Origin of the sequence: Labilibacter marinus (assembly GCF_001659685.2) — a bacterium.
Classification (GTDB): Bacteria; Bacteroidota; Bacteroidia; order Bacteroidales; family Marinilabiliaceae; genus Saccharicrinis; species Saccharicrinis marinus.
In genome coordinates this window covers 62,428-80,785 of sequence record NZ_LXYE02000018.1, presented here as the reverse complement: position 1 = coordinate 80,785, position 18,358 = coordinate 62,428, and the positions used below count along the sequence as shown (strand labels likewise).

Sequence of the window (18,358 nt, the reverse complement as noted above, 5' to 3'; positions counted from 1 at the left end):
TAATATTTTTCTTTTATCTCTAGCTCTTTGGTCTAATCTTTAACTTCTGACCAGGATTAATTTTTGAAGAGCTGCTAAATCCGTTTAACTCCATAATATCGTTGCTCGAAATACCTGGATATCTCTTGGCAATAGACCATAGATTATCGCCACTTCTTACCGTATAATATTCGTAGTTTGCATCTAACTTTTGAGGTGTTTTGCTAACTGCTACTTTGTTGGTAGGAACTGTTTTTCCATTAGCTGCTTGCTTTTGAGCATAGCTCATGGTGTTTACCTTTTTGTAATAATCTACCTTATTTTTAGGTACATATATCACAAGTTTCTGTCCTACTTTAATAACGTTTCTTCTAATGTTATTCCAATAACGTAAGTCATTGGTCCGTACATCATACCAATCAGCAATTAAGCCAACAGCATCTCCTGAACGTACTGTATAATATACTTTAGCTTTGTTTTTAGGAACAGATGGAGCATTGTATCCATTCGATGGACTTACGACTAGTCTGTTTGAAGCAAAATATTTTTCTCTATCGTGTTTGAATATAGAATCTTCTAACGTGATGAATTTTTCAGTAGCTTCAAACGGAAGCTTTAAGCTATAGGCTTTTTTCTGAGCAGGTACAACATCTCTTCTGTATTGAGGATTTAAAGCTCGTAATGTTTCAATAGGAAGTCCTGTAACGGCTGATACTTGTTTGAAATGTAATAAATCCGAAATCATTAAAGTATCGGTTGCCTGAACAATATCAGCTGGTTTAGGCTGAATCATATGTTCGTTGTGATAGGTCATGGTGTAGGCTGCTGCAATAAAAGCAGGTACGTAACCTCTGGTTTCTCTAGGTAAACGATAATATATTTGCCAAAAATCTCTTTTCCCTCCTGAGCGATAAATAGCTTTGTTCACGTTACCAGGGCCGCAGTTGTATGCTGCAATAACCAAGTACCAATCGCCATACATCTTATATAAATCTTGTAAAAAATCAACCGCAGCTTGTGTAGCTTTCATTGGGTCTCTTCTGTCATCCACATACGAATCAACCTGAAGTCCATACATTTTACCTGTGCTGTACATAAATTGCCAAAGTCCCGAAGCTCCTGCCCTGGAAAATGCTTTAGGGTTTAAAGCAGATTCTATGATTGGCAAATACTTTAATTCGATAGGTAAGTTTGCTGCATCCAGGGCTTCTTCAAACATTGGAAAATAGTATTCAGAAAGCCCTAGCATTATCTCCACTTGCTCCCTTTTCTTTTGTGTATATAGCTCAATATATGCTTTAACTTTTGAGTTATAAGGGAATTCAAGCGGTGAAGTGATGTTCTGTAATCGCTGAATATATACTGAATCCGGAATGTTTTTAGGGTAGCTAAGCGGAGTTGAAGTAACGATGGTTTCGTTGGTAACTGCTACACTATCTAAATTTTCTGTAAAGAAACCTGACTCAACTTTTCCGTCTAGTTTAACGGAGTCTTGCACTAAAGTGTCAGGGGTAATGGTTAATGAGTCGGTTAACTCAATCTCTTGCGCCTCTATTGAATGGAAGGCTGTGGCTATGACAGCTCCAATCATCAAATACCTTAACATGTTAATTATTTTAAGTTGTTGTGTTGTTTAAAATGTAAATCGCACTTGTAATCCTACACTACTGTAACCACCGTATAAAGGTTTCACTGTGGGTTCAAAATGCATGCTTAAATCGTTACTCACATCAAATGTTTTAAAGTGAGCATCCACACTAGCATCCACCAAATTTAATACATAAACCAATCCAAGTCCAATATAACTAAGGTCTCTGTATTTTTTGTAGTACTGTTTTTTATTTTTTAGTGCTGTTTCGTACCATTGGGCGTTAGAGGGGCTAGATAAGAAGGCAATCATTTTTTCTTCACTATCAATATTTCCAGGCCACATGTCTTCGTCCAAATAATAAGTATTGCCTGGGTCCTGTAGTAAATAATCCCTGTGTGCCCTACGATACCTATTGTAATATTTAGTATTGAAAGCAATTCCATATATCACACCACCAAAGGCTGCAAATACAATAGGTACTTTCCAGTATTTTTCATTGTATACTTGCCCTAATCCTGGCATAATGGCCGAGTAAAAAGTGGCTTTGTGCGGGGAGTGCACTTGAATAGCAACAGGTTCAACAAAGGTAGTATCAGTTAAAACAGAATCTACCCTGCTGTTTTGTGCCTTGATATTATGGGAATAGCCAAGCATCGTTACTACAAAAGCAACGAGGAAAATGATCTTTTCTTTCTTCACCGATAAAAAATTCAAATAAATATTTTTTTATAACTGGTGCTGCTACAGCAAAAACTATTCCTTAGTATTAGCTTGATCTAAAATAGCTATAATTCTTTCCAAATCTTCGTCCGATTTAAACGGAATAACAATCTTTCCATTGCCTTTATCACCTCTACTAAATTGTACTTTGGTGTTAAAAACAGAAGACATTTGATCGCTTAATTGTTTATATTCTTCTGGTAAAGGTGCCTTTTCTTGAGGTGCACTTTCTTCGTTTTTAGGTGCATTTAATGCTCTAACAACTTCCTCTACTTTGCGAACAGAATAATCGTTAGCTACGATTTCTTCGTAAATTTTTATTTGGGCTTGTGCATCTTCAATACCAATGATGGCACGCGCATGCCCCATTCCTAATTTCTTATCGCGTAATCCTAATTGAATCTCGCCTGGAAGTTTTAATAAGCGAAGGTAATTGGTTACGGTAGCTCGTTTTTTACCTACACGCCCCGACATGCTTTCTTGCGTCAGGCTACACTCGTCAATTAAACGTTGGTAACTAATGGCAATCTCAATCGGGTCAAGGTCTTCACGTTGGATGTTTTCTACCAAGGCCATTTCTAGCATGGTTTCGTCATCCGCCGTACGAACATAAGCAGGCACCTTATCTAGTCCAACTATTTTAGAAGCTCTAAAGCGTCGCTCACCAGCAATAAGCTGATACTTATTACCACTCTTACGAACAGTCAGTGGTTGAATAACGCCAATTTCTCTTATCGAATTTGCTAATTCCTCCAGCTTCTCTTCATCAAAGCGAGAACGAGGCTGCCAAGGATTGGCAACAATCTTACTCACATCAATTTCATCCATTCCCTCTAAAGGTTTCCCTCTAGTTATTTCATCAGCATTATCTATAAGAGCTCCTAGCCCTCTTCCTAAAGCACTTTTTTTAGCCATTCTAATTCTATAATTAACAGTCGGGACTTTCCGATTGTCGCCTGTTTGTTCTTTGTAATAACGAAACCGTTCTGTTTGCAAATAGCAAGAAGAGAACGGTTTGTTGTATTTGAGTAATCGACTACTTAACGATTTTGTCTTTGTTGTCGATTTTTGTCATGTTATTTTTTTGTAATAGCTCGCGCGCTAAGTTTAAATAGCTCACGGCGCCTTTACTCGAAGCATCGTATTCAACCACGGCTTTACCGTAACTTGGTGCCTCACTTAACTTAATGTTTCGCGAAATAAGTGTTTCAAATACCATATCTTGGAAGTGACGCTGCACTTCTTCAACCACTTGGTTCGATAATCTTAAACGAGAATCGTACATTGTCAATAAAAACCCTTCAATCTCTAAAGTTGTATTTAAGCGGCTTTGAATGATTTTTATGGTGTTTAATAATTTACCTAGCCCCTCAAGTGCAAAATACTCACACTGAACAGGAATGATAACTGAATCGGCTGCAGTAAGCGAGTTAACCGTGATTAAACCAAGCGATGGAGAACAGTCGATTAAAATAAAATCGTATTGATCTCTGATTTGGTAAAGCACATCTTTAAGTACGTTTTCTCTGTTCGGGCGATTTAGCATCTCAATTTCGGCACCTACTAAATCAATGTGCGACGGAAGGATATCTAAACCTTCAATCTCTGTTTTTAGTAAAGCATCTTTAGGATCGATACCATCTACGATACATTCGTAAATGCTAGCATCAATTTCTCTTAAATCGAATCCATAACCAGAAGTGGCATTTGCCTGTGGATCGGCATCAACAACCAAAATTTTGTACTCTAAAACCGCCAAGCTAGCAGCCAGATTAATGGCTGTAGTTGTTTTTCCTACGCCTCCTTTTTGATTTGCCAGTGCAATGATTTTCCCCATATTACGGAAATTAAAATGATGATTTAATTTTTATAATTACTTAGCTAACCGTCTTCGCATTTCTTTGTAGTTTAGTTATATAGTGTGCTCACTAGGTGTTAAACTATCCGAAATTTACTTTCTAATAAAAGCCAGTCAAAGTTAAACTTTTAATTAAAAAATCATATACGAAAAAAGGTATAAAAGTGATCCTTTCATTTAAAAGCTATAATGACTTGTAAAATAAAATCTTACAAATCTATTTTTTGTACGCACTCCTCCATTAACAAGCTTTTGTTAATGGGCACTACGCCAGATTCTTCACAAACTAAACCGCCAGCCATATTGGCAATTCGAGCAATTAATCGGGGTTCTAAACCTTGTATTAGGCAAAGAGCGCTTACGCTGATTACAGTGTCGCCTGCTCCAGAAACATCTGAGATGCTTCTAATTTCGGCTGGAATAATAGCTGATTCCCCATCTTTACGGTTGATAAATACCCCGTGTTCCGATAAAGTGATCATTAAAATATCGATATTCTGATCTTTTTGAAATGTTTTCCCTGCTTGAGCTATAGATTCATTTTCTCCTTTTTTAAGCTCCAGCTTACAACCTTCGGTAAACTCTTTAAAATTAGGCTTGAAAAAAGTAACTCCCTTGTAATCGTTAAAGTTCCTCTTTTTAGGATCAACTAAAGTTGGGATGCCTTTGCTCTCGGCCACTTCAATCACATTTTTTATTACCGAAGGAGTGATGACGCCTTTGTCGTAATCTTCAAAAATAATAGCATCAATACGATGTGTTTTAACTACATTTTTTAAACTGGACAAAAGTTTGGTCTCCGAATCTTGATTAATGGGCGTGCAAATTTCTTCGTCTACGCGTAACAGGTGTTGGTGCTGACTAATTACACGGGTTTTTACCGTAGTCATGCGATGATGGCATGTAACAATACCATCTTTACTCAGCTTTTGATCTTCTAATAATTGAAAGAAATCGTGGCTACGAATATCGTCTCCTATTACAGAGCACAATATAGGATTGGCACCCAAGGCCTGAATGTTTAAAGCTACATTAGCCGCTCCTCCCAATCTATTCTCGCGACCAATTCCCGATAAAATAGGAACAGGTGCTTCTGGTGATATGCGATTTACGTCGCCCCATAGGTACGAGTCAATCATTACATCGCCTAGTATTAGGATGTTTTTGTCGTTAAAAGACTCAAATAATTCTTTAAAATAATCGTGCGGCATGCTTTTGATTTTGCACAAATATATAAAAAATGACCAAGTGCAAAAGTGATCGTTGTCGAGTACGTAGTTTAGGGCTGTTTCCTAAATCGATTTATATCAACTTCGGGATGAAAGGGTTTGCCCTCTATGAGATAATTGACCATTTGTTTAGAGAAATATGGAGCCAGCATAACACCTTTGGTACCTAGTCCGTTAAAGTAATGCACGTTTTTATACTTAGCGTGAGAACCCAGTACAGGTCGCCTATCGTTTACGGTGGGGCGGATCGCAGTTTTGTGTTGTATAAGCTCAAAGGGTTTGTTCAGTATATAGGATAATCTTTCTTTCAGGTAATCCAGATCTTTCGGGTAAGTATTAAAATCGATATCACTCCAATTATAAGTTGAGCCGCATAGGAACTCACCTTCTGATTTTTCCAGAATAAAACTCATCTTATTGATGATATATTCCAGTTTAAAATTGTCAATAGAAAGGGTGAGTACATCTCCTTTGGTTAATTTGTATTTGACTTCAGGAAATAAAGGGTTGTTGATGGCAAAGGCTCCTTCGCAAAAAATGATATTTTTAAAATGGGTTCCTTTCCAGCTTATATGTGTGTCGAATATTTCTAGGTCGTTAAAATCAAATGATTCATAAATAAGAGAGTTCTCCTGTTGCAATAATTGATGAAAGCCTTGGCTTAGTGCATTTAAATCAATGTAGCCAGAATGCGCAACCGTAGCTGTTCCATAATATTCGTGGATACCATTTATTTTTGTTCCTTTCTGGAGCTCTTGAATGTATTTGCTAATGAGCGGATCGTTTTGTTTTATTTGCCAACGTTGGTACTCATCCTCGTTAACCAGCTTTATAATAGCTTTACGATGAATTAATGGTTGATGAATAGTTTGTTCTAGTTTTTTGAAGGTTTCAAACATAACGGGTAATACATCATCTACCATCCAGCTTTGTGTAATGCGTCTAAAAATTAAAGGATTGTACATGCCAGCAGCCACTGAAGTAGCTGATGTGAGGTTTTTGTTTGCTACAGCTAAAAATGACTTCCCATTTGCCATGAGCTCGTTGGCGATAGTTATACCAGCCAAGCCTTGTCCTACAATTAAATAATCCTTCAATTTTTTTCTTTTTATTGTGGGTGTATAACTAGAAAAAGAAGGTATTGTTTAAAAAAAATCCGCTACAGCAACATGTGCTTATAGCGGATAGGAAATAGTTTTTTTATATCCTACTATTCAAAATCTAACTTGTAGCTAATCTTGGCCACAAACTCTCTTGTTTTACCAGGGTAAGGAGCATGCCAGTCGTAATAAGGTTGAATAAAGTCGTAATCCTGATCCAGTATGTTATATGCTCCAAATCCAACATCTAAACCTTTTGTAAAAATATTTTTGTAGTTAAAGTATAGATTCAATAGTGTAATAGGATCCACCTTATTAATCAATACGTCTTCTAGGTCTTCGTCGTACATAGTCATTGCATACCTTTCACCAAGGTAGGTAAGTGTTGGGTTGATGCTGAAATTATTGGTGATATTAAAACTAGAGTTTAAGCTAATTTTATGTTGAGGTGTTCCTAACATGGCAGACTCTTTGGAAGGTACCATGTAGTTTTCTACTTCGTTAATGTTTTTAGAACTGTAATAAGAGTAGTTCATATTAGTATAACCCCAAGCTTTATTTATTTTAAATTCCAACTCAAAGCCTTGAGAGCCACTCTTACCCGCATTTCGATAACCTTCTGTGGCTAAGTCGTAATCGTAGGTGTAAACAATGGTTTTATCGAGATTAACGTTATATATGTTGGCCGTAATAATCATGTCGGGCGTTATTTTATATCCTGCTTCCAGTTCGATAACCTGGGTGTTCTCTGGTTTTATGTTGGGCTCTTGGGTACCATTTAAGTAGGCATTAAAGTTGATGTTTTCAATGCCAGGCGATCTAAAAGCCATGGAGTAAAGTAGCTTTGCATGAAACTTATTGCTCACCTTTGTAAAGCCAATACGTGGAGCAAAAGCAGAACCAAATTCACTGTGGAAATCGCCTCTAACTCCTACGATTGTATTTACAAAATCCGTTTCGTAAATAGCCTGAGCAAAGGCTGAGAAGTTGTTAAAACTTATTTCAGTGGAATTATCGTAATATACCCCCTCGTCGGGAGAGCTGATTTTACCTTTTTCAGTAAAATATTCTAAGCCTGCTAATAGGTTAAGTTTTTCTGAGAAATCAATACTGGTTGATAGGTGTGGCCTTATCTTGGTCACAGTTCTGTTGTAAACCAGACTTAAATCGTCTCCTACGGGTTGCTCTGTTGTTTTCCAAGGTTGATTACTGATGTAATTAATTTTTGGCGTTAGTGTTACTTTATCCGAAATTTTCCAGTCGTATTTAACTTCACCTAGGATGCTTGCGTAATCTAAGCCATAATCTTTCGAAAGAATAGCGTCATATAAATCGCGCATACGTGTTTTGTAATTATCATAAATAAAGCGAAGGCTAAGATCTTTGTATTTTAAGCCCGTATTTACTTGAAAGGATTCCAGATTTGATTGATCCGTCATGTTGTAACTATCTCCGTAAACATCAACGTAATCTCTGTCGCTTCGGTTGCCTTTCATATATGAGCTTGAAACGCTAAATTCAAAGTCATCTGTTTTATTTCCCAGAGATATACTCATTTGTGGACTTGTGGAGTTTTTAGTGCTTCCAACTTGTGCCGTGGCTTGTAGCCCTTTTAGATCATTCCCACTTTCGGTGATGATATTGATAACACCTAATTCTGCAAAACCTCCATAAATAGATGATCCAGGTCCTCGAATAATTTCAATATGATTAATGTTATTGACGGAATAATGGTTGCCATATAATACCGTGGAGTACGATAGTTCATTCATCTCCTGATTGTCAATCATCAATAAAACTTTGCCTTCGTGACCCCAATTACCACGCATGGTTATTCCAACTGCACCCTGCACGTCAACACCAAATTCAATTCCAGGAACTAACCTAAGGATGTCTACTAAGTCTCTCGCTCCAGATTTTTGTATTTCTTGCTTTGTTACAACGGATACAATGGCTGGCGACTCTTGCTGAGTCATGGCTGTTTTTGATGCCACTGATATTTCCATATTCATCAACTGATCCAAGGATAGGTTAAATAAGTCGACTGTATCTGTTTGGTTAATCTGGGATTGTGCAGGAATGCACCATAATAGTAACATTAAAGCGAATACGGTCTGCAGTTTCTTTTTACAACGGGTAATGTAATTCATATTGTAGATTTTTAATAATTGACTAGAGCTGTAATCGCAAAAGGATTACATGATAAAGTTTAAGGATGGGGTTAGTTAAAGTAGAATAGTAAGCGTATAATTATGTGTATTAAAGTTAAGAAAAAAGGTGGCTGACTACTTAATTGAACTTAGTTTCTTATTGTGTGAGGTGATATTCCAAAATTTGAACATAAAGTTCGGAAAGTTGCGCGCTAGCAGTGTAAAATATAGATGTTGTATTTTTTATTAGACTTTGGAGGTTAAATGCAAGCAAGCGGAAGAGCGCTTACCCTCTACATCGGATCGACATCTGCCTGAATAACCACAGCTTTAAAACCTGGGTGAGTAATAACGGTGTTAATGGCATCGCGCAAGAGCTGCTTTGTTTTAGGTAAGGAAACACCTGCTTCCAATTTTAGCATGACTTTACGAATGTGCCAATTCTGAATTTTACTAATGGTGGGGGCTTGTGGTCCTACTACGCGTTCATTAAATATGCCACGTAAATACTGACCAAAATAATCAGAGGCAGACTGAACTGTATTTGGGTTTCTGTGCTTTATCGTTAAGTGAATCAGGCGATAGAAAGGAGGGTATTTAAAAGCTTCCCTTTCTAAAAGTTCATTGTTAAAGTGGTTTTTATAATTGTTGTTAATCACATCCCGTATAACCGGGTTATCTGGATTGGAGGTTTGTAAAACCACCGTTCCTTGTTTGTATTTTCTTCCGGCACGTCCTCCCACTTGCGCCATCATCTGAAAGCTACGCTCAAAGGCTCTAAAGTCAGGATAGTTGAGCATGCTGTCGGCATTTAAAATGCCCACCACGCTTACATTATCAAAGTCAAGCCCTTTCGAAATCATTTGGGTTCCAATTAAAATATCCACCTCGCCACGCTCAAAATTACCAATAATGGTCTCGTGCGATTTCCGCGTTCTGGAAGTATCTAAATCCATTCTGGCCACCTTAATGTCGGGGAACATCAGTTTAATATCCTCTTCAATTTTCTCCGTACCAAAACCTTTGGTCTGTAAAGCTGGAGAATCACAAGCCTTACATGTTTTTGGTAAGTAGCTAGAATGACCACAGTAATGGCATACCAGCTGATTGATGTGTTTGTGGTAGGTCAAACTTACATCGCAATAATCGCACTTAGGCACCCAAGAGCATTCGTTACATTCCAAGTAAGGAGAAAAGCCCCTTCTATTTTGGAATAAGATGGCCTGCTCTCCATTGGCAATGGCCTTATTAACCTGTTCCATTAAGGTAGCAGAAAAATAAGACTGCATCCTTTTTTTACGTTTCTCCTCTCGCACATTTACGGTGAGGATGTTGGGCATCTGAATGCCTTCGAAACGTTGGAAAAGTTCTACCAAGCCATATTTACCCAGTTGTGTATTTTTATAGGTCTCGATGGATGGCGTTGCCGTACCCATCAGCACTTTGGCTTTGTGCATATGAGCCAATACCAAAGCCGCATCACGTGCATGATATCGGGGTGCAGGGTCAAATTGTTTATAGGTGTTTTCGTGTTCTTCATCTATAATAATTAAACCTAAATTATCGAAAGGCAAAAATATCGATGAGCGCACGCCAATAATCACTTTGTAGTTCTCTTTGTATAAAATATCATTCCATACTTCCACGCGTTCGGCATCGCTGTATTTAGAGTGATAGATGCCAAGCGTATTGCCAAATACCTTTCTTAATCGGGAGGTGATTTGGGTGGTTAAAGCAATTTCAGGTAATAGATAAAGTACTTGCTTGCCTAGGTCTATTTGCTCCTGAATCATATGGATATAAATCTCCGTCTTACCACTGGAAGTTACTCCATGAAGTAAAACAGCATCCTTCTGTTTAAACTGCTCTTCTATTTGTTGCTTGGCAGTTGTCTGTGGTTCGTTTAACTGGTGCAGACCCGAAATAGAGAGTTGGTCTGTCTGTAAACGAGAAATGGCCGCTTCCACTTCCAATAAAATACCTTTTTTAATTAATTCGTTAATCACGGAAGGAGAAGCACCGCTTTTTATTTTAAGCTCGTTTTTATCAATTGCCTTGCTAAAGTTGTTGGCATGCGCACCGCCAATCATAGTAAAAAACAACATCAGCACTTCCAACTGCTTTTTAGCTCTGCTTAATTCAGTAAAAGCATTTTGTAGCTTTTGTTCCTGACAATATTCGGGTGCCAGCTGAACCAGTTTTTTAGTCTTAGGTTTATAACCATCTTTTAAACGCTCACTCACGAATAAAGCACCTTTATCAAGCAGTGATTTAAGTACAGGCAAAGAGTTTTTAAGTTCTGTGATGTTATTTAAATCCTGAACAGTTCCTGTTTTCTTATCCGATAGAAAATCGAGTATTAATGTTTCCTTTTTAGAAAGCTTTTCTTCAGGAGCCCAATCTGGGTTGTAGTGCACTTTCGTTTCACTCTCAAGCTTTAAGCCAGATGGTAAAGCCGCTTTATACACTTCGCCCAGCGTACACATATAATAATCAGCAATCCATTGCCAAAAATTAAGTTGGGTTGTGTTTACAACAGGATGTGTATCTAGTATAGACAGAATTTCCTTGGTTTCGTATGCCTCTGGTTTCTGGTCGTGTAAATTAAACACAATACCCGAATAGAATTTTTTATTGCCAAAGGGAACAACCACACGCATGCCAGGCTCTATCTCATTCATCCATGCTTCAGGCACTTGGTAAGTGAATAAACGAGGTAAAGGAATAGGTAATATTATGTCAGTGTAAAAAGTGTTGCTCATACAATTGAAAATTCATGCAAATGTATAGAAATTTTGTGTGGTAGAGATATAGTATGTCTATAGAGTGGTGCTGTTATAAGTTGAAGGGACGTTTCAAGTTTAACAACCGACATTATTAAGGAAGACTAAATGGGTAAGCGAGCAATCCAGTCGACAGACTTTTGCCTACTTTTTGCCTGAATAAATAAATAGGAGTCTGCGATTTAGGCAAAAAGTAGCATTATTTCTTATAAAAGGTGTCCTTGTTATTTTAAAAGTAATTTCCGGGAGTACTGATTCTACTCAACTTATTTATCCATACAAAATACCTACTTTTGCGCTTCATTTATTTCAGGTATGTCAAAAATAAATAAGTCATCCATCATATTTATCATCGCTTCCATGATTTGCTGGGCCTTTTCCTTCGTATGGGTAAAGGTGGCCTACGAATCGTTTGGGCCTATTACAACCGTGTTTTTGCGATTGATAATTAGTGCGGTGTTATTGTTTGTTTTTTTGATCATTAGCCGAAGGTTAACCAAGATAAAAAAGGAAGATTATAAGCTTATTTTATTGCTGTCCTTTTTTGAACCCTTTATGTATTTTATGGGAGAAAGTTTTGGTATGCAATTGGTGTCGAGTACGCTGGCTGCAGTCATTATTTCAACCATTCCTTTATTTGCTACGCTGTTTGCCTTTTTGTTTTTAAAAGAGCGAATTACGCCATTGGCTATTATCGGAATGGCCATTTCGTTTTTTGGTGTAGGTACCATGATTTTTGAAAATGGCTTTGAGTTAAAAGCTTCGCTGCTGGGTATATTATTGATGTTTGTGGCAGTGCTATCAACCATTGGTTATTCTTTAACGCTTAAAAAAGTGGCTGAGAAATATTCGCCAGTTAATATTATAGCTTATCAGAATTTTGTGGGCATTTTTATGTTTCTACCATTTTTTATGATGTGGGAATATAAAGAGGTACAAGAAGCTACGCTGACCAGTAATTCTTGGTGGGCTATCATTCAGTTAGCTGTTTTTGCTTCGTCGTTGGCATTTATATTATTTACCAAAGCGCTTAAGAACCTAGGCGTAACAAAGTCAAATATGTTTATTAATCTGATACCAGTATTTACCGCAATATTTGCTTGGTGGTTGCGTGGCGATGTAATTGATGGGCAAAAAGCAATTGGTATAGTTATTGTTGTAAGTGGTCTGTTTGTATCGCAGATTAAAAAGAAAAAACAATGAAGTTAGATTTAGAGCGATATAAAGAACTGGCTGATAATAAAGCCAAAGAAAACAAAGCTTTTGTAACTCGTCTTAGAAAAAAGAAACCTAAAACTTTAGATAACTCTGCCTATAATGCACATGTTGAGGCTTTCGAGAAAATTGATTGCCTGGAGTGTGCTAATTGCTGCAAATCTATTAGTCCTATTGTTATTGATAGGGATATTGATAGAATTGCAAAGCATTTAAAGATGAAACGTCCAGATGTAATTGATCAGTATTTTGAAATAGATGAGGATCAGGATTATGTTTTTAAAGAAACACCTTGTCCTTTTTTGATGCCTGATAATTATTGCATAATATACGAAGCACGTCCTAGGGCTTGCCGAGAATATCCGCATACGGACCGAAAACGTTTTTATCAAATATTAAACCTTACTCACCGAAACTCTTTTGTGTGTCCAGCCGTTTATGAGGTGCTGGAATCGTTGAAAAAAGAATATTAAGGATTGCTGGTGTGTAAAACACTAAAAAATAATATTTACCGTTTATTGAAAAGGCTAAGAGAATAAAGTAACTATATGCAGAAGTATTTTTTGATAATATTGTTGATGATGGTTGGGCAAAAGATGATGGCTCAGCGTGGGGGCGAGAGTACGTATGATTTTCTGAATTTGACTAATTCGGCCAGAGTTGCAGCCCTTGGAGGTACGAATATTTCGATCATGGATAATGATATAAATATGGCTTACCACAACCCAGCTTTGTTGCAACAGGAAATGAATAATGCGATGGTGCTTAACTTTGTGCCGTATATGACGGGTGTAAAATACGGATATGTAGGGTATGCCAAGCATTATGAAAACGTAGGAACTTTTAGCTTTGGGATTCACAATATTAATTATGGCGATTTTCAACGCACCAATGATATTGGTGAAGAAATGGGAATTGCTACTGCTGCTGAGTATTCTTTTAACTTGACTTATGCACGTCAATTATCGCCCACTCTATCGATGGGGTTAACGGCAAAACCTATTTACTCAAAATTAGATGCCTATACTTCTTTTGGATTAGCGGCAGATTTTGGCGTTCATTATCGCAAGCCTGAAAATAACTTTTCGATGGCTATTGTGCTTAAAAATGTAGGGTCGCAAATTACTTCATATCACGAAACGCAAGAAACGATGCCATCTGATTTGCAGATTGGATTATCTAAAAAATTAGCACATGCTCCCTTTCGATTTTCAATAACTGCGCAGCATCTGTTAAACTGGGACTTAACCTATACGCCAACTGATACCGAGAATGAAAATGGGTCAAGTTTAGGTACGCAAACCAGTGATGCTAATTTTGGTGACCAGCTAATGAGGCATATGGTTTTTGGAGTAGAGTTTTTACCTTCAAAGAATTTTCATGTAGACTTTGGTTATAATCATCGTCGCAGAAAAGAATTAGGCTATGAAGAGCGCATGTCAACGGCAGGTTTTTCCTGGGGATTTGGCTTTAGAGTATATAAATTCTTGTTTTCCTATGGTTCGGCACGTTATCACTTAGGAGGATCTTCTAATCATTTCTCCATTTCAACTAACTTGTCTAATTTTAAGTAGCTTGAACGGATAGTTGTATTCTGGTGTTTTTATAAAGTAGCTGCCAAAACGTAAGTTAAAATACAGATAAAACATCAATTTTTTCGAAATTCCTTACGACAGAAGATAGATTCTCAAACAATCATCGTATTTTTGCTGGCTCAAATATTTTACCATGATTGATAATACCTCCAAGCTAGTGATAGCTATTGATGGTTATTCTTCCTGTGGAAAGAGCACAGTAGCCAAAGATTTAGCAAAACTTTTAAATATTATTTTCATTGATTCGGGGGCTATGTACCGATGCGTCACGCTATTTGCCTTAGAAAATGAAATTATAAAAGGAGGAGCTATCAATGTTGATAAGCTAAAGGAAGCTTTAAATCATATTTCTATCACTTTTAAATTTGATGCCCAAGCAAAAACAAACGAGACTTATTTGAATGGAGTTTCGGTGGAGAAAAAGATTAGAGGCTTGGAAGTGAGTAATCACGTGAGTATGATCAGTGCTCTTGGATTTGTGAGAGAAAAAATGGTGGAGTTGCAGCAGAAGATGGGAGAAACAGATAGCATTGTAATGGATGGTCGTGATATTGGTACGGTTGTTTTTCCTGATGCTGATTTGAAGTTGTTTATGACAGCATCGCCAGAAATTAGAGCCGGAAGACGATTTAAAGAGTATCAGGATAAAAATGAAGATATATCTTTTGAAGAGGTGCTGGAGAATGTAAAAAAGCGTGACCATATTGACGAAACACGTGATGAAAGTCCATTGAAGAAAGCAGATGATGCCGTGGTGTTGGATAATGGAAATATAGGAAAAGAGGAGCAGTTGGAGTTTATTGTTGGAGAGTTGAAGAACAAAGGCTTAATAAAATAGTATTGTTTTATTAAACTCAATTTATACTGCAATTATACCTTTAAGAAGTGTTTGTATGCTTCAGAAATATAGATTATAATTGAATAATATGTCATCGTTACATATAGAAATAGACCCTGCTTCGGGATTTTGCTTTGGTGTTGTTAAAGCAGTGGAGGCAGCGGAGGATGAGCTGAAGGATGGAACACAATTCCATTCGTTAGGAGATATTGTTCATAACAATATGGAAGTGGATAGATTAAAAGAGATGGGTTTGCAACCTATTTCAAACGATGATTTATCAACATTAAAAGAAAAAAAAATTCTTATACGTGCCCATGGTGAACCACCTATCACCTATCAAAAGGCTAAAGAAAACGGACATCAGTTGATTGATGCCACTTGTCCTGTTGTATTAAAATTGCAATCACGCATTAAAAAGTCGTGGGAGGAATTAAAGCAGCAAAACGGACAGGTAGTGATTTATGGTAAAGTTGGACATGCTGAGGTAATTGGCTTGATTGGACAAACTAATAATGAAGCTGTCATTGTTGAATCGATGGAAGATGTTTCGACAATTGATGTAAACAAAAACACGCATTTATATGCGCAAACCACCAAGAGTATTGATGAATTTAAGCGAATTGCCACCTATCTTAAAGAAAATATCAATGCCAATTGTGTGTTTAAATCGTTTGATACCATTTGTCGACAGGTAGCAGGACGATTACCAAAGATTGTGCTTTTTGCCCAAAAGCATGATGTAGTGGTGTTTGTTGGAGGAAAGAAGAGTAGTAATGCTAAAATACTTTTTAATAAGTGTCTGGAATCTAACAAGCAAGCGTATTTTGTAAGTAATGTAAACGAGCTTAAAAAAGAATGGTTTGACAAACCTATTAAGTCTGTTGGCATTAGTGGGGCTACTTCCACACCGCCTTGGTTAATGGAAAAGGTAGCCGAACAAATTGAAATAATAACAAAAGACAAATAAACATTATGGGACAACTAAAAAAAGTTGGAGTACTTACTTCGGGGGGTGATGCTCCAGGAATGAATGCCGCATTGCGTGCAGTTGTTAGGGCAGCTATTTATAACAAGTTAAAAGTAGTCGGTATTTCTCAAGGGTATCATGGTATGATACTGGATAGAATGGAAGACTACACTTCGCGTTCGGTAAGTAACATTATTCATCAAGGTGGTACCATATTAAAATCGGCGCGAAGCGAAGGTTTTAGAACTAAGGAGGGGCGTAAAAAAGCTTACGAAAATCTGAAAAAAAGAGGCATTGATTGCTTGGTGGTAATTGGTGGCGATGGAACATTTACAGGAGCTCGTATTTTTGCGCAAGAATATAATATTCCTATTGTAGGTGTTCCGGGAACAATAGATAATGATTTATTTGGAACAGATTATACCATTGGTTATGATACGGCTTTAAATACAGTTGTTGAGGCGGTGGATAAAATTAGAGATACAGCCAGTGCGCATAGTCGCTTGTTCTTTATTGAAGTAATGGGACGTGATGCTGGTTTCTTGGCATTGCGAAGCGGAATTGCATCTGGAGCTGAGGCTATTTTAGTACCGGAAATTGATACAGACTTTAAGCAATTATATACTTTCCTTGAAAAAGGATTTAATAAGGATAAGAATAGTAGTATTGTTTTAGTGGCTGAAGGAGAGAAAATTAGTGGAGGTGCTATTCAGGTAGCTGAGAAAGTGCAAAAGGAATATCCTGACTATGATACGCGAGTGACTATTTTAGGTCATATTCAGCGTGGAGGTTCTCCATCAGCTTTTGATAGAGTAACAGCAAGTCGTATGGGAGTTTCTGCTATTGAAGCATTAATCGACGATCAAAAGAGTATTATGATTGGTTTAGTGAATAAGGAAATTACGCACGTTCCTTTTAATCAAGCATTAAAAAATAAGAAAAAGCTTAATCCTGCATTAGTAGAACTTACCGAAGTTCTTTCTATATAATAAAGGAGTTAGTTTAAGATAATAGCAAAGCCGTTCAGTAATGAGCGGCTTTTGTTTTTTCACACTTCTCTTTTTGAGATTAATTATTTATCGCTACAACCGGATCCATTTTACTTGCTCCATTTGATGGGATATATCCAGATATCACACCCAGGAAAATAGAAATCGATAAACCTCTGAAAATATTCCAGAAGGTTAGCGGTATAGCTAAGTCCATAACTGAGTTAGCTACTGTAATTATTATAAATATAAGTAGTAGACCTGTAGCTCCTCCCAGTAAACTTAGAAAGATACTCTCGAAAAGAAATTGCCATAGTATAAATCTCCGTTTGGCACCTAAGGCCTTCTGTATGCCAATAATTTTAGTGCGCTCCTTTACCGATACAAACATAATGTTGGCAATGCCAAAACCGCCTACTAATATGGAGAAACCGCCAATAAGCCAGCCTGTAATGTCTAGAATGGCAAACAGTCCATCAAACTGCTTTTGAATAATGCTGACTCTGTTTAGTGCAAAGGTGTTGCCTTGTTTAGGTTTGATCTTTCTTTCTGCCCTTAGTATGCCTTCTAGTTCATTCATTAAATCCTCAACGGCAATACCTTCTTTGGCTTTGGTTATAATGGTGGGTTGTACGCTTTCGTTTCTAATATTGAATATCCCTTTGGCAAAGTTGATGGGCATTATACCGTTGGTGTCTAATGTGCTGCCAAACATATCTTCTCCTTGACGAAGAACCACGCCAATAACGGTAAGTTTTCTGCCCGCTACTTTTACTCTTTTTCCAATGGGGTCTGAATCTCCGAAGAGTTTATCCGCAATATCGGCCCCCAGAAGAATTACATTTGCCCCATTACTAAATTCAAAGGGGGAGAAATATCGGCCTTCTCTAATTTCAAAATTCCAATTTTTATCAAAGTTTTCAGAAACACCACGGATAAGAACCTCATCATAGGAGTTGTCTTCAAAGATGACTTTTCTTTGTGTATTGATAAAAAAAGTTGAAGCTTCATTTAGTTGTGATTTTCGCTCAATAGCTTTTTGCTCATCTATAGAAGGTAGCGGTCGGTTTAAATATCGCCACCAAGGGTATTCGGTTTCTCCTTCGGGAACTCCCCAAGGCCACTTTTGTACATATACCGCACTTTCGCCCAAGGTTTGTATGCTGTCCTTAATTCGGCTTTCTAAATAATCGATTAAAGTAAATACAGATATGATAGAAAAAATACCAATAGTTACTCCACTGAGCGTTAAAATAGTTCTGAGTTTATTCGATTTTAATGCGTTTACAGCAAACAATAAACTCTCTCGTAAAAATTTATATACAATAATCATTTTGGTTC

At 37.2% G+C, this 18,358-nt stretch carries 15 protein-coding genes; 6 read left to right on the top strand and 9 right to left on the bottom strand.

Annotation, left to right across the window (positions count from 1 at the left end):
* Window positions 1–19: 19 nt before the first annotated feature.
* The 8 genes from A8L32_RS07800 to priA form a co-directional block, all read right to left on the bottom strand.
* Window positions 20–1,585, bottom strand: a complete 1,566-nt coding sequence (locus A8L32_RS07800; protein ID WP_066629807.1) for a lytic transglycosylase domain-containing protein — start codon at window positions 1,583–1,585, stop codon at window positions 20–22.
* Between the two features lie 27 nt (window positions 1,586–1,612).
* Window positions 1,613–2,269 carry a DUF5683 domain-containing protein gene (locus tag A8L32_RS07795; protein ID WP_143525037.1) on the bottom strand — a complete coding sequence of 219 codons (657 nt, stop codon included), beginning with the start codon at window positions 2,267–2,269 and terminating at the stop codon, window positions 1,613–1,615.
* A 54-nt stretch (window positions 2,270–2,323) separates the two neighbouring features.
* Window positions 2,324–3,205 (bottom strand): ParB/RepB/Spo0J family partition protein, encoded by an 882-nt coding sequence (locus A8L32_RS07790; protein ID WP_066629803.1) that lies wholly within the window; start codon window positions 3,203–3,205, stop codon window positions 2,324–2,326.
* Window positions 3,206–3,326: 121 nt separating this feature from the next.
* Window positions 3,327–4,127, bottom strand: a complete 801-nt coding sequence (locus tag A8L32_RS07785; protein ID WP_066629800.1) for a ParA family protein — start codon at window positions 4,125–4,127, stop codon at window positions 3,327–3,329.
* A 230-nt stretch (window positions 4,128–4,357) separates the two neighbouring features.
* On the bottom strand, window positions 4,358–5,359 hold the full coding sequence (locus A8L32_RS07780) for a bifunctional heptose 7-phosphate kinase/heptose 1-phosphate adenyltransferase (protein ID WP_066629797.1): 1,002 nt from the start codon (window positions 5,357–5,359) through the stop codon (window positions 4,358–4,360).
* Window positions 5,360–5,427: 68 nt separating this feature from the next.
* Window positions 5,428–6,474, bottom strand: a complete 1,047-nt coding sequence (locus A8L32_RS07775; RefSeq protein ID WP_066629794.1) for an NAD(P)/FAD-dependent oxidoreductase — start codon at window positions 6,472–6,474, stop codon at window positions 5,428–5,430.
* 113 nt (window positions 6,475–6,587) lie between these two features.
* Entirely contained in the window at window positions 6,588–8,627 is a 2,040-nt protein-coding gene (locus A8L32_RS07770) for a TonB-dependent receptor plug domain-containing protein (protein WP_075590278.1), read from the bottom strand.
* Between the two features lie 293 nt (window positions 8,628–8,920).
* Window positions 8,921–11,389 carry a replication restart helicase PriA gene (gene priA, locus A8L32_RS07765; RefSeq protein WP_066629784.1) on the bottom strand — a complete coding sequence of 823 codons (2,469 nt, stop codon included), beginning with the start codon at window positions 11,387–11,389 and terminating at the stop codon, window positions 8,921–8,923.
* Window positions 11,390–11,725: 336 nt separating this feature from the next.
* Between priA and A8L32_RS07760 the strand changes: the two genes are divergently transcribed.
* From A8L32_RS07760 to pfkA, 6 genes are all read left to right on the top strand, one after another.
* Window positions 11,726–12,613 carry a DMT family transporter gene (locus A8L32_RS07760; protein WP_066629781.1) on the top strand — a complete coding sequence of 296 codons (888 nt, stop codon included), beginning with the start codon at window positions 11,726–11,728 and terminating at the stop codon, window positions 12,611–12,613.
* Window positions 12,610–13,098 (top strand): YkgJ family cysteine cluster protein, encoded by a 489-nt coding sequence (locus tag A8L32_RS07755; RefSeq protein WP_066629773.1) that lies wholly within the window; start codon window positions 12,610–12,612, stop codon window positions 13,096–13,098. The genes A8L32_RS07760 and A8L32_RS07755 overlap by 4 nt, the downstream gene beginning before the upstream one ends.
* Before the next feature lie 75 nt (window positions 13,099–13,173).
* On the top strand, window positions 13,174–14,199 hold the full coding sequence (gene porQ, locus A8L32_RS07750; protein ID WP_066629766.1) for a type IX secretion system protein PorQ: 1,026 nt from the start codon (window positions 13,174–13,176) through the stop codon (window positions 14,197–14,199).
* Between the two features lie 154 nt (window positions 14,200–14,353).
* Complete coding sequence (gene cmk / locus A8L32_RS07745; protein ID WP_066629763.1) at window positions 14,354–15,058, top strand: (d)CMP kinase; 705 nt, start codon at window positions 14,354–14,356, stop codon at window positions 15,056–15,058.
* An 88-nt stretch (window positions 15,059–15,146) separates the two neighbouring features.
* Window positions 15,147–16,028: a 4-hydroxy-3-methylbut-2-enyl diphosphate reductase gene (locus tag A8L32_RS07740; protein WP_066629761.1), complete on the top strand. Its 882-nt coding sequence runs from the start codon at window positions 15,147–15,149 to the stop codon at window positions 16,026–16,028.
* 5 nt (window positions 16,029–16,033) lie between these two features.
* A complete protein-coding gene (gene pfkA, locus A8L32_RS07735) occupies window positions 16,034–17,017 on the top strand; it encodes a 6-phosphofructokinase (protein WP_066629759.1) in 984 nt (327 codons plus the stop codon).
* Window positions 17,018–17,096: 79 nt separating this feature from the next.
* Here pfkA and A8L32_RS07730 read toward each other — a convergent pair whose 3' ends face one another.
* A complete protein-coding gene (locus A8L32_RS07730; protein WP_083631224.1) occupies window positions 17,097–18,350 on the bottom strand; it encodes an ABC transporter permease in 1,254 nt (417 codons plus the stop codon).
* Window positions 18,351–18,358: the final 8 nt, after the last annotated feature.

Bases quoted from the DNA above. Each gene is read 5' to 3' on its own strand.
- A8L32_RS07785 (WP_066629800.1), bottom strand. From the start codon at position 4,127: ATGGGGAAAATCATTGCACTGGCAAATCAAAAAGGAGGCGTAGGAAAA.
- pfkA (WP_066629759.1), top strand. From the start codon at position 16,034: ATGGGACAACTAAAAAAAGTTGGAGTACTTACTTCGGGGGGTGATGCT.
- A8L32_RS07800 (WP_066629807.1), bottom strand. From the start codon at position 1,585: ATGTTAAGGTATTTGATGATTGGAGCTGTCATAGCCACAGCCTTCCAT.
- porQ (WP_066629766.1), top strand. From the start codon at position 13,174: ATGCAGAAGTATTTTTTGATAATATTGTTGATGATGGTTGGGCAAAAG.
- A8L32_RS07770 (WP_075590278.1), bottom strand. From the start codon at position 8,627: ATGAATTACATTACCCGTTGTAAAAAGAAACTGCAGACCGTATTCGCT.
- A8L32_RS07760 (WP_066629781.1), top strand. From the start codon at position 11,726: ATGTCAAAAATAAATAAGTCATCCATCATATTTATCATCGCTTCCATG.
- A8L32_RS07730 (WP_083631224.1), bottom strand. From the start codon at position 18,350: ATGATTATTGTATATAAATTTTTACGAGAGAGTTTATTGTTTGCTGTA.
- cmk (WP_066629763.1), top strand. From the start codon at position 14,354: ATGATTGATAATACCTCCAAGCTAGTGATAGCTATTGATGGTTATTCT.
- A8L32_RS07740 (WP_066629761.1), top strand. From the start codon at position 15,147: ATGTCATCGTTACATATAGAAATAGACCCTGCTTCGGGATTTTGCTTT.
- A8L32_RS07755 (WP_066629773.1), top strand. From the start codon at position 12,610: ATGAAGTTAGATTTAGAGCGATATAAAGAACTGGCTGATAATAAAGCC.
- A8L32_RS07780 (WP_066629797.1), bottom strand. From the start codon at position 5,359: ATGCCGCACGATTATTTTAAAGAATTATTTGAGTCTTTTAACGACAAA.
- A8L32_RS07790 (WP_066629803.1), bottom strand. From the start codon at position 3,205: ATGGCTAAAAAAAGTGCTTTAGGAAGAGGGCTAGGAGCTCTTATAGAT.
- priA (WP_066629784.1), bottom strand. From the start codon at position 11,389: ATGAGCAACACTTTTTACACTGACATAATATTACCTATTCCTTTACCT.